Here is an 11921-nt window from a genome sequence, read left to right on the forward strand (position 1 = left end):
CGGTGTGTTCGCCCAAATATGCGACGTCGTAGGAACGTCGGAACCGGTCAGTAACCGCGGGGCCTGCCGTCGAGCCAGCGGTACTGGAGCTCGGGCCGCCCTATCTGCCCGTACTGCGGCGCCCGCACCGCCCGGCCCTCGGTCACCAGGTGCTCCAGGTAGCGGCGGGCGGTGATCCGGGAGATGCCGACCGCCGTCCCGGCCTCGGCCGCCGTGAGCCCGGCCGGGGTGTCCCGCAGGGTGCGGGTGACGGACTCCAGGGTGGGGGCGCTGAGGCCCTTGGGGAGCGTGGCCGGGTGGGGGGCCCGCAGCGCGGCGAGCGCACGGTCCACCTCGTCCTGCCCGGACGCCTCCCCGGCCGCCGCCCGGAACTCGGCGTACCGCGCGAGCCGGTCCCGGAGCGTGGCGAAGGCGAACGGCTTCAGGACGTACTGGACGACCCCGAGCGAGACGCCCTCGCGGACGATCGCCAGGTCGCGGGCCGAGGTCACGGCGATCACGTCGGCCGCGTGCCCGGCCGCCCGCAGCGCCCGCAGCAGTTGGAGGCCGTGGCCGTCGGGCAGGTACAGGTCCAGCAGGATCAGGTCGACCGGCGTCCGGTCGAGGAGCCGCACGGCGGCGGCCCGCGAGTGGGCCACCCCGACGACGGTGAACCCCTCGACCCGCTCCGCGTACAGCGCGTGGGCGTCGGCCGCGACGGGGTCGTCCTCGACGACCAGGACCCGCAGGGGGGCGGCGGTCACGCGGTCACCTCCGCGGGGGAGCGGTCCGCCGGGGCGGACGGGTCCGGCAGCGGCAGCCGTACGGTGAACTCCGCGCCGCCGGCCGGGCCGTCGGCGACGGTCAGGGTGCCGGAGGCGCGGGAGACGGCCTGCCCGACGAGGGCGAGGCCGAGGCCCCGGCCCGGGCCCCGGGTGGACCAGCCCCGGCCGAGGACGGCGTCGCGGTCGCCGGCGCGGACGCCGGGACCGTTGTCGCCGACGCGCAGGAGGAGCTCGCCGTCGCCGGTCCGGGCCGCGACGGTGACGGCGACGCGGGCGTGGGGGGTGCCGCCGACGGCCTCCACCGCGTTGTCGATGAGGTTGCCGAGGATCGTCACCAGGTCGCGCGAGGGCAGCGCGGCCGGCACCCGGCCGTCGTCGATGCGGCTGTCCTCGGTGAGGACCAGCTCGACGCCCCGCTCGTTGGCCTGGGCCGCCTTGCCGAGCAGCAGGGCGGCGAGGACGGGCTCGCCGACCGCGTCGACGACCCGGTCGGTGAGCGCCTGGGCGAGTTCCAGCTCGGCCGTGGCGAACTCCACGGCCTCCTCCACCCGCCCGAGTTCGATGAGCGAGACGACGGTGTGCAGCCGGTTCGCCGCCTCGTGGGCCTGGGAGCGCAGGGCCTCGGTGAACCCGCGCTCGGAGTCCAGTTCGCCGGAGAGCGCCTGGAGTTCGGTGCGGTCCCGGAGGGTGACGACGGTGCCGCGCTGCTCGCCGCCCACCACCGGCCGGGTGTTGACGACGAGGACCCGGTCGGCCGTCAGGTGCGTCTCGTCGACGCGCGGCTCGGAGGAGAGCAGCGCCCCCGTCAGGGGCGCGGGCAGGCCGAGTTCGGCGGCGGGCCGGCCGACGACGGCGTCGTCCAGGCCGAGCAGTTCGCGGGCCCCGTCGTTGATCAGGGCGATCCGGCGCCGGCCGTCGAGCATCACGAGCCCTTCGCGCACCGCGTGCAGCGCGGCCTCGTGGTAGTCGTGCATCCGGCTCAGCTCCGTGGCGTTCATCCCGTGCGTGTGGCGGCGCAGCCGGGCGTTGACGACGTACGTCCCCGCGCCGCCGAGCGCGAGCGCCGCGCCCGCCATGCCGAGCAGCGCGGTCACCTGCTCCCGTACCTGCGCGCTGATCCGCTCGATGGTGATGCCTGCGCTGACCAGGGCGACGACCCGGCCGTCGGCGTAGACGGGCGCGATCGTCCGGACGGAGGGCCCGAGGACGCCGAGGTGGGTCTCGGAGTAGGTGCGGCCCGCCACCGCGGGCGCGATGTGGCCGAGGTAGGTGCGGCCGATCTGCTCGGGCTCCGGGTGGGTCCAGCGGGTGCCGTCGGGGGCCATGATCACCACGAAGGCGACGTCCGCGTGACGGCGGAGCGACTCGGTGTACGGCTGGAGGACGGCGGTCGGGTCGGCGGAGCGGGCTGCGGCGGCCACGGCGGGGGAGTCGGCGACGGCCGCCGCGGTCGCCGTGGACTGCCGCCGGGCGGTCTCCTCGGCCTGCGCCCGGTCCGTGACGTACGCGAAGACCGCGCACCCCGCCACGACGACGGCCACCAGCACGACCTGCATGGCGAAGAGCTGGCCGGCCAGGCTGCGGGGGCGGGGGAGGGGGAGACGCATGCGGGTAAGTGTGCACGGCCGGGCGGGCGGGCCGGCAGGCGCGTTCCCGAATCGTTCTCTTCCCGCTTGTCCGGGTTGTCCCCCGCCTGGGGCCCGGGTCGTGAACGAAACGCACGCAACCGTGACCCGGGTCACAGGCTGGTGGATAGTCGCGGAGTCCACCGGGACGTGGACACCCACCAGCACGAGGAGGACCCCGTGGCCGCACGCCGGGACCGTACCCACTATCTGTATCTGGCCGTCATCGGCGCCGTCCTGCTCGGCATCGCGGTGGGGTTCCTGGCCCCGGGCGTCGCCGTCGAGCTCAAGCCGCTGGGCACCGGCTTCGTCAACCTGATCAAGATGATGATCTCGCCGATCATCTTCTGCACGATCGTGCTCGGCGTCGGTTCCGTCCGGAAGGCCGCGAAGGTCGGCGCCGTCGGCGGCCTCGCCCTCGGCTACTTCCTGGTGATGTCGACCGTGGCGCTCGCGATCGGCCTGGTCGTCGGCAACCTCCTGGAGCCCGGCTCCGGACTCCACCTGACCAAGGAGATCGCCGAGGCCGGCGCCAAGCAGGCCGAGGGCGCGAGCGAGTCCACGCCGGACTTCCTCCTCGGGATCATCCCCACCACCTTGGTCTCCGCCTTCACCGGCGGCGAGGTCCTCCAGACCCTCCTCGTGGCGCTGCTCGCCGGCTTCGCCCTCCAGGCCATGGGGACGGCCGGGGAGCCGGTGCTGCGCGGGATCGGCCACATCCAGCGGCTCGTCTTCCGCATCCTCGGCATGATCATGTGGGCCGCCCCGGTCGGCGCGTTCGGCGCGATCGCCGCCGTCGTCGGCGCGACCGGTGCCGCCGCCCTCAAGTCGCTCGCCGTCATCATGATCGGCTTCTACCTGACCTGCGGACTCTTCGTCTTCATCGTCCTCGGGGCGCTCCTGCGGCTGGTCGCGGGGATCAACATCTGGTCCCTCCTGAAGTACCTGGGCCGGGAGTTCCTCCTGATCCTCTCCACCTCCTCCTCGGAGTCGGCGCTGCCCCGGCTCATCGCGAAGATGGAGCACCTGGGCGTCTCCAAGCCGGTCGTCGGCATCACCGTGCCGACCGGCTACTCCTTCAACCTCGACGGCACCGCGATCTACCTGACGATGGCCTCGCTCTTCACCGCCGAGGCGATGGGCGACCCGCTCTCGCTCGGCGAGCAGGTCTCGCTCCTCGTCTTCATGATCATCGCCTCGAAGGGTGCGGCGGGCGTCACCGGCGCGGGGCTCGCGACCCTCGCGGGCGGCCTCCAGTCGCACCGGCCCGAGCTGGTCGACGGGGTGGGCCTGATCGTCGGCATCGACCGCTTCATGAGCGAGGCGCGGGCCCTGACCAACTTCGCGGGCAACGCCGTCGCCACCGTCCTCGTCGGCACCTGGACGAAGGAGATCGACAAGGAGCGGGCCGCCGAGGTCCTCGCGGGCCGCGTCCCCTTCGACGAGCGGACCCTGGTCGACGACCACGCCCCCGCCGCCGTCCCGGACCAGCGGGCCGAGGACGGCGAGGAGAAGGCGCGCGCGGGCGTCTGACGGACCCCGGGTCCCGGGCCTTGAGCCGGATCCGGGCCCCGGGAGAAGGGCGGCCCCCCGTGGGCCGCCCTTCTCACGCGCGCGCCGCCGGAGCGCGGTCCGGCCCGGTCGCCGCCGCGCCGTCCAGCTCCGCGAGCTCCGCGCCGTCCAGGACCAGCTCCGCCGCCCCCGCCGAGTCCCGTACGGTCTCCGGCCGGCTCGCCCCCGGGATCGGCAGCACGGTCTCCGCGCGGGCGAGCAGCCAGGCGAGCGCCACCCGCTGCGGGCTGACCCCGCGCGCCCGGGCCACCCGGTGGAAGGCGCCGAACTCCGGGTCCTCCTCCCGTGCGGACGTCCCGTCCAGCGAGGACCGGGAGATCCCGCCGAGCGGGCTCCACGGCAGGAAGGCGAGCCCCAGCTCCGCGCAGAGCCGCAGCTCCGCCTCGCTCTCCCGGACCGCCGGCGAGTACCGGTTCTGCACGGAGACCAGCCGGTCGCCCAGGATCTCGCGGGCCAGCAGGATCTGCCCGGCGTCGACGTTCGAGACCCCCGCGAGCCGCACCGTGCCCGCGTCGATCAACTCCTTGATCGCGCCCAGGGATTCGGCGTACGGGACGGCCGGGTCCGGCTTGTGGAGCTGGTAGAGCCCGATCGCGTCGCCGCCGAGCCGCCGCGCCGAGCCCTCCGCCGCCCGCCGCAGGTGGGCGGGCCGGCCGTCCACGGTCCAGCCGCCGTCCGCGGTCCGCCCCCGGCCGCCCTTGGTCGCCACCAGGACGCCGTCCGTGCCGCCGCCGTACGAGGCCAGGGCCCGCGCGACCAGCAGTTCGCCCTCGCCCGGCGCGCCGCCCGGCGGGTGGTAGGAGTCGGCGGTGTCCAGGAGGGTCACCCCCGCGTCGAGGGCGGCGTGCACGGTGGCGACGGCGCGGGCCTCGTCCGGCCGCCCCTCGATGGAGAGCGGCATCGTGCCGAGCCCGATCGCCGAGACCCGGACGTCCCCCAGCGCCCCGTACCGCATCAGCGCACCGCCCCGACGGTCTCGGCGACGGCCCGGGCGAGCCATTCGCGGGAGTGGCCGAAGGAGTAACCCAGCTTCTCCGCACGGGAGTTGTCCATGCCGTAGGAGCGGGCGAAGGAGAACGGCGAGACCTCGCCGACCTCCACCTCCTCGAACACCGTCCGGCCGCCGACCCGCCTCTCGATCTCGGCGCAGAGGTCGGCCGTGATGAGCGGGCCGTGGGAGTGGGCGTTGACGGGCCCGGTGAACTCCGCCCCGACCGCCCAGGCGAGGAAGGCGGCGATCTCCTCCACGTACACGTACGTGGCCGGGTGGTTCACCGGCGGCACCGCGATCGGCTCGCCCGCGCGGATGCGCCGCGCGTAGTGGTCGAGCCGGCCGGTGAAGTCGTCCGCGCCGCCCAGCACGTGCGCCACCCGCACCGACGCCCAGGCGAAGGGGGAGCCGGCCGCGAACACCGCCTCGGCCTGCCGCTTGCCCTCCCCGTAGTGCGCCTCGCGGAACTCCGGGTCGTCCCACGCGAGGCCGGTGTCGACGGTCACCGCGCCCAGGTCGAGGGCCGACTCGGCGACGGGCACGGCCGAGTCCTCGTCCGCGTACACCTCCACCGTCGAGGTCATCACATAGCGCCGGGTGCGTCCGGCGAAGACCCGTCGGGCGATCTCCGCCTGGCGCGGGGTGTAGCAGACCTGGTCCACGACGACGTCGAAGGAGCGGCCCGCGAGAACGGATTCCAGGGCGGCCTCGTCGTCGCGGTCGGCGACCAGCCGCTCGATTCCCTCCGGGGTCCCGGAAGAACCCCGGTTGAGCACCGAGATCCGGTGCCCGGATTCCCGCAGCAGCGCGATGAGCCGCTTTCCGAAATACCGGTTCCCGCCGATGACCAGAATGTCCATGAATCCCAACTCCCTTGCTTCCGGGGTCAAGTGTTACGTTGTGCGCCCGCCGGATGAAGGGGGAGACATGGGAGTCCGGGCCGTTCCGCCGAAGGAACCACGGCATGCGCGCGCCGGCGCCGACGAAACGACGGCGAGCGCTTTCGACGCCATCGACCGGCAGATCCTGGAGCTCCTGCAGACCGACGGCCGGATCAAGCTCAGCGAGCTCGGCCGCCGCGTCCGGCTCAGCCCCGCGGCCGTCACCGAACGGGTCCGCCGCCTGGAGGCGTGCGGGGCGGTCACCGGTTACGGCGCCCACGTCTCCCCGGCCCGGCTCGGGTACGGCATCCAGGCGTTCATCCGGGTCGACCCGCACGGCGGCTACACCCTCAAGCACCCCCGCACCCTGGAGCTCACCGCGCGCCCGGAGGTCATGGAGGTGCACCACGTGGTCGGCGAGGACTGCTGGATCCTCAAGGTCGCCGTCGCCGACACGATCCACCTGGAGGAGGTCCTGGAGCAGACCTCGGCGCTCGGCCGGACCACGACCTCGATCGTCCTGTCGTCCCCGGTGGTCCGCAAACCGCTCCTCCCGCCCGCGCGCGCCTGACCTTCCGCCCGGCCCCTTGCCCTGACGCCGACGTCAAGCCCTACGGTCGGTCCATGCGCATCGGAGAGCTGGCCGAACGGGCCGGGACGACCACGCGGACTCTGCGCTACTACGAGTCCCGGGGCCTCCTGACCCCCCGGCGCACGGAGCAGGGGTACCGCACCTACGACGAGGACGACCTGCGGCTCCTCCGGCAGATCAGGACCCTGCAGGACTTCGGGTTCGAGCTGGAGGAGACGCGGCCGTTCGTCGACTGCCTGCGCGCGGGCCACCCGGCGGGGGACGCCTGTCCCGCGTCGATCGCCGTCTACCGGCGGAAGGTCGCCGAGCTGGACGGCCTCATCGCGCAGCTCCGGGCGGTACGCGACCAGGTGGGCGCGCAGCTGCTGCGGGCCGAGGCGGAGCTGCCGCACGGCCCGGAGCCCCGGTGCGAACTCGACACGACGGCGGGACGGGAGACGGAGAGGTGACGGGGATGACGACGTACGGCGAGGCCGTGGCCGAGGTCACGGACGAGGACTTCGGCACGCAGGTGCTCGAAGCGGGGCTGCCGGTCCTGGTGAAGTTCACCGCGGAGTGGTGCGGACCCTGCCGGCAGATGAGGCCGGTGCTCGGCGCGATCGCCGCCGAGGAGGCGGCGCGGCTGCGGATCGTGGAGATGGACGTGGACCGCAACCCGGGAACCGCCCTGAGGTACGGGGTCCTCGGGACCCCCACCCTCATGCTCTTCCGCGGGGGCGAGCCGGTGGCGTCCCTCGTCGGGGCCCGCCCGAAGCGGCGCCTCCTGGCGGAGCTGGAGGCCGCGCTGGGCTGAGGCCCGCCCGCTTTCCGGCGGAAGGACATACGGAAATGCCCCGACTAGAATTGACAGTCGGGGCATTGTGTCGCGTATATTCAAGGATTCCGTGTCCGGACATGCCGACGACGCGGAGAAGTTCAATAAACGCACTGTATCGCGCCGGGAGTCGAATTGTCAACCGAGGAATTTCGGAAAGAGCAGCAATTCATCACCGATCTGTACGCACGGCTCGACGACCTCAGGGACCAGGCCGAAGCCGCCGTCGACCGTGCCCTGCGCACGCCCGGAGTCGGCGGCAACCAGGGCCGGCTGGAGAGGGACGTGCTGGTCGCCGAGCAGTCCGGCCTGCTCGCCGCGCTCAACGCCGGGGAGAGCGGACTCTGTTTCGGCCGGCTCGTCTTCAAGGACGGCCGCGACCACCACATCGGCCGGCTCGGCATCCGCGAGGACGACCCGAACCGCACCCCGCTCGTCGTCGACTGGCGGGCCGAGGTCGCCCGCCCCTTCTACCTCGCCACCGGGTACGAGCCGATGGGCCTCACCCGCCGCCGCCACCTCACCACCCTCGGCCGCACCGTGGTCGCGCTCCACGACGAGGTCCTCGACCTCGCCGACGCCACCCGCACCGGCCACGAGAGCCGCGACGCCGACGAGGTGCTGCTCGCCGCGCTCGACGCCGCACGCACCGGCCGCATGCACGACATCGTGCAGACCATCCAGGCCGAGCAGGACGCCATCATCCGCTCGCCGCACCGCGGGGTCCTCGTCGTCGAGGGCGGCCCCGGCACCGGCAAGACCGCCGTCGCCCTGCACCGGGCCGCGTACCTGCTCTACGCCCACCGCGAGCAGCTCGCCAAGCGGGCCGTCCTCATCGTCGGCCCCAACCCGGCCTTCCTCGGCTACATCGGCAACGTCCTGCCCTCCCTCGGCGAGACCGGCGTTCTCCTCGCCACCCCCGCCGAGCTCTTCCCCGGCGTCCGCGCCACCGGCACCGACACCCCCCGGGCCGCCGCCGTCAAGGGCTCCGCCGCCATGGCCGACGCGCTCGCCGCCGCCGTCCGCGACCGCCAGCAGGTCCCCGAGCGCGGCGAGCCGCTGATCGTCCCGCACGACGACGGCGACCTCGTCATCGACTGGGACATGGCCCTGGAGGCCCGCCACAAGGCCCGCGAGACCGCCCTCCCGCACAACCTCGCCCGGCCCTACTTCGTCTTCCGCATCCTCGACGCGCTCGCCGAACAGCTCGCCGACCGCATCGGCGCCGACCCCTACGGCGGCCCCAACTTCCTCGGCCCCGACGACATCGCGCTGCTCGCCAAGGGCATCGCCGCCAACCCGGACGTGTACGCGGCGATCGGCACCCTCTGGCCCGCGCTCACCCCGCAGGACTTCCTCGCCGACTACCTCGCCGAGCCCACCCACCTCCCCGAGGCGGACGCCGCGGCGATCCGCCGCGACGGCGGAGCCTGGACCCCCGGCGACGTGCCCCTGCTCGACGAGGCCGCCGAACTCCTCGGCGAGGACGACTCCGCCGCCCGGGCCGCCGAGGAGGCCGAGCGGCAGAAGCAGATCCAGTACGCGCAGGGCGTCCTCGACGTCTCCTTCGCCTCCCGCACCTACGAGTTCGAGGACAAGGAGGAGCTCGACAAGGACGCCTCCGAGGTCCTCTCCGCGCACGACATCATCGACGCCGAGCGCTTCGCCGAGCGCCACGAGGAGGCCGACCACCGGACCGCCGCCGAACGCGCCGCCGCCGACCGCACCTGGGCCTTCGGGCACATCATCGTCGACGAGGCGCAGGAGCTCTCCGCGATGGCCTGGCGGCTCCTCATGCGGCGCAGCCCCAGCCGCTCCATGACGCTGGTCGGCGATCCCGCCCAGACCGGCGACCCGGCCGGGGTCGGCGCCTGGGAGAGCATCCTCGGCCCGTACGTCGAGGACCGCTGGGACCACGTCCGGCTCGGCGTCAACTACCGCACGCCCGCCGAGATCATGGCCGTCGCGGCCGAGGTGCGGCGGGCCGCGGATCCCGGGTTCGAGCCGCCCCGCTCGGTGCGCTCCACCGGCGTGGAGCCCTGGGACCGGACGGTGGAGGACCCGGTGAAGGAGGCCGCCGACGCGGTCGCCGCCGAGGCCCGCGCCGAGGGCCGGCTCGCTGTCATCGCCCCGCCGGCCCTCCACCCCGGGCTCGTCGCCGCGCTCCCGGACGCATCCCACGGGCCGAAGCCGGACCTCACGCGGCCCGTCGTGCTGCTCGACCCCCGGCAGGCCAAGGGCCTGGAGTTCGACACCGTCCTGGTCGTCGACCCGGACGCCGTGCGGGCCGCCGCCCCGCACGGCGTCAACGACCTGTACGTGGCGCTGACCCGGGCCACTCAGCGCATGGGGATCATCCGCCCGGCGGGCGTCACGCCGGCCTGAGCCAGACCGTCGCCAGCGGCGGCAGCGTCATCCGCAGGCTGGCCGAACGGCCGTGCCACGGCACCGACTCGGTCTTCACCGGGTCGGTGCCGACCACGTCCCCGCCGCCGTACCGGGACGCGTCCGTGTTCAGGACCTCCGCCCACGCGGCGAAGGCGTCGGGCACGCCGAGCCGGTAGTCGTGGCGGACGACCGGCGAGAAGTTCGAGACGGCGAGCAGCGGCGAGCCGAAGGCGTCGTGGCGCAGGAACGCGAAGACGTTGTCCTCGGCCGCGTCGCCCACGATCCACTCGAACCCCTCCGGCGAGGTGTCCCGCTCCCACAGCGACGGGGTCGCCGCGTAGACCGTGTTGAGGTCCCGCACGAGGTCCCGCACGCCCCGGTGGTCGGCCTCGGCCCCGTACGCCGGGTCGAGCAGCCACCAGTCGGGTCCGTGCTCCGCCGACCACTCCGCACCCTGGGCGAACTCCTGCCCCATGTACAGCAGTTGCTTGCCGGGGTGGGCCCACATGAAGCCCAGGTAGGCCCGGTGGTTCGCCCGCTGCTGCCACCAGTCGCCCGGCATCTTCGACACCAGGGACCGCTTGCCGTGCACGACCTCGTCGTGGGAGATCGGCAGGATGTAGTTCTCGCTGTACGCGTAGACCATCGAGAAGGTCATCTCGTGGTGGTGGTACTTGCGGTGCACCGGCTCCTTCCCGACGTAGCCGAGCGAGTCGTGCATCCAGCCCATGTTCCACTTCATGCCGAAGCCGAGGCCGCCGAAGCCGCCCGGGCCCACCTGGTCCGTCGCCCGCGTCACGCCGTCCCAGGCCGTGGACTCCTCGGCGAACGTCACGATCCCCGGGCAGCGCCGGTACACGGTCGCGTTCATCTCCTGGAGGAAGGCCACCGCGTCCAGGTTCTCCCGGCCGCCGAACTCGTTCGGCAGCCACTCGCCGTGCTCCCGCGAGTAGTCGAGGTAGAGCATCGACGCCACCGCGTCCACCCGCAGCCCGTCGATGTGGAACTCCTGGCACCAGTACACCGCGTTGGCGACCAGGAAGTTCCGCACCTCCTTGCGGCCGTAGTCGAACTCCAGGGTCCCCCAGTCCGGGTGGTGCGAGCGGCGCGGGTCCTCGTGCTCGTACAGCGTGCGTCCGTCGAACTCCGCGAGCGCCCAGTCGTCCTTGGGGAAGTGCGCCGGAACCCAGTCCATCAGGACGCCGATCCCGGCCCCGTGCAGCGCGTCCACCAGGTACCGGAAGTCGTCCGGCGTGCCCATCCGGGCCGTCGGCGCGTAGAAGCCGGTCACCTGGTAGCCCCAGGACCCGCTGAACGGGTGCTCGGCGACCGCCATGAACTCCACGTGCGTGAAGCCCAGGTCGCGCACGTACGCCGGCAGCTGCTCGGCGAGCTCCCGGTACGACAGCCCGGGACGCCACGACGGCAGGTGCAGCTCGTACACCGACAGCGGTGCCTCGTGGTGCGGCCGTGCCCCGCGCCGCGCCATCCACTCCGCGTCGTCCCAGACGTGGTGCGCCTCGGTGACGACCGAGGCGGTGTTCGGCGGGCACTCGGCACGCCGGGCCATCGGGTCCGCGCGCACGGTGTGCGAACCGTCGGGGCGGGTGATGTCGTACTTGTAGACGGCGCCCTCGCCGATCCCCGGCACGAACAGCTCCCACACGCCGGTGGAGCCCAGCGACCGCATGGGCAGTCCGGTGCCGTCCCAGCAGGTGAACTCGCCGGTGACCCGGACGCCCCGGGCGTTCGGCGCCCACACGGCGAACCGGGTGCCGGCGACGCCCTCGTGGGTCATGACCCGCGAGCCGAGCGCCGTCCACAGCTCCTCGTGCCGGCCCTCGCCGATGAGGTGGAGGTCGAGCTCGCCCAGGGAGGGCAGGAAGCGGTACGGGTCCGTCACGGCGATCTCGTCCGCGCCCTCCTCGTACCGGACGCGCAGCTCGTAGGCCGGGACCTTGCGTAGCAGCGGCAGCAGACCGGAGAAGAGGCCGTCGCCGTCGGCGCGCAGCGGGACGCGGCGGCCCTTCGTCACGACCGTCACCTCGCGGGCGAACGGCCGCAGCACCCGCACCACCACGCCGCCCCGGACCGGGTGCGCGCCGAGGACCGCGTGCGGGTCGTGGTGCTCGCCGGCCAGCAGCCGGGCCCGGTCACCGGGGTCGAGCGGTGGCGCCTCGCGTACCGCGGTCCGGTCCGGCGCGGGCGTCTTCTTGGTACGGGACGTCTTGCCTGCGGATCGGGCGGTCACCGGGAGCCTCCTGAGGGGCGGGGGGAACGGGGGTACGGATGGG

General features: G+C 73.7%; 10 protein-coding genes. 5 read left to right on the plus strand and 5 right to left on the minus strand.

The annotated features are described in order from the left end of the window. Nucleotides 1-47: 47 nt before the first annotated feature. Together AB0424_RS27240 and AB0424_RS27245 are read right to left on the minus strand one after the other, a co-directional pair. Entirely contained in the window at nt 48-743 is a 696-nt protein-coding gene (locus AB0424_RS27240) for a response regulator (protein WP_366309195.1), read from the minus strand. Continuing rightward, on the minus strand, nt 740-2371 hold the full coding sequence (locus tag AB0424_RS27245; RefSeq protein WP_366309196.1) for an ATP-binding protein: 1632 nt from the start codon (nt 2369-2371) through the stop codon (nt 740-742). Before AB0424_RS27245 ends, AB0424_RS27240 begins: the two co-directional genes overlap by 4 nt. Before the next feature lie 198 nt (nt 2372-2569). Between AB0424_RS27245 and AB0424_RS27250 the strand changes: the two genes are divergently transcribed. After that, nucleotides 2570-3922 (plus strand): cation:dicarboxylase symporter family transporter, encoded by a 1353-nt coding sequence (locus AB0424_RS27250; RefSeq protein ID WP_366309197.1) that lies wholly within the window; start codon nt 2570-2572, stop codon nt 3920-3922. Nucleotides 3923-3995: 73 nt separating this feature from the next. On the opposite strand, the gene AB0424_RS27255 is transcribed toward AB0424_RS27250, so the two are convergent. Next, nucleotides 3996-4916, minus strand: a complete 921-nt coding sequence (locus tag AB0424_RS27255; protein WP_366309198.1) for an aldo/keto reductase — start codon at nt 4914-4916, stop codon at nt 3996-3998. Further along, on the minus strand, nt 4916-5812 hold the full coding sequence (locus AB0424_RS27260) for an NAD-dependent epimerase/dehydratase family protein (protein WP_366309199.1): 897 nt from the start codon (nt 5810-5812) through the stop codon (nt 4916-4918). Before AB0424_RS27260 ends, AB0424_RS27255 begins: the two co-directional genes overlap by 1 nt. 67 nt (nt 5813-5879) lie before the next feature. Here AB0424_RS27260 and AB0424_RS27265 point away from each other — a divergent pair, with 67 nt between their 5' ends. From AB0424_RS27265 to AB0424_RS27280, 4 genes are all read left to right on the plus strand, one after another. Next, the gene (locus AB0424_RS27265) at nt 5880-6404 is read left to right on the plus strand and encodes an Lrp/AsnC family transcriptional regulator (RefSeq protein ID WP_366309200.1); all 525 of its coding nucleotides are present in this window, start codon (nt 5880-5882) and stop codon (nt 6402-6404) included. A 53-nt stretch (nt 6405-6457) separates the two neighbouring features. Next, a complete protein-coding gene (locus tag AB0424_RS27270; protein WP_366309201.1) occupies nt 6458-6874 on the plus strand; it encodes a MerR family transcriptional regulator in 417 nt (138 codons plus the stop codon). A 5-nt stretch (nt 6875-6879) separates the two neighbouring features. Beyond that, a complete protein-coding gene (locus AB0424_RS27275) occupies nt 6880-7218 on the plus strand; it encodes a thioredoxin domain-containing protein (RefSeq protein ID WP_366309202.1) in 339 nt (112 codons plus the stop codon). A gap of 156 nt (nt 7219-7374) precedes the next feature. Next, nucleotides 7375-9624 carry a UvrD-helicase domain-containing protein gene (locus AB0424_RS27280; protein WP_366309203.1) on the plus strand — a complete coding sequence of 750 codons (2250 nt, stop codon included), beginning with the start codon at nt 7375-7377 and terminating at the stop codon, nt 9622-9624. On the opposite strand, the gene glgB is transcribed toward AB0424_RS27280, so the two are convergent. Then, entirely contained in the window at nt 9611-11878 is a 2268-nt protein-coding gene (gene glgB / locus AB0424_RS27285) for a 1,4-alpha-glucan branching enzyme (RefSeq protein ID WP_366309204.1), read from the minus strand. The genes AB0424_RS27280 and glgB overlap by 14 nt on opposite strands. Nucleotides 11879-11921 lie beyond the last annotated feature (43 nt).

Origin of the sequence: Streptomyces sp. NPDC051180 (genome assembly GCF_040689545.1) — a bacterium.
In the GTDB taxonomy this organism is placed as follows: domain Bacteria; phylum Actinomycetota; class Actinomycetes; order Streptomycetales; family Streptomycetaceae; genus Streptomyces.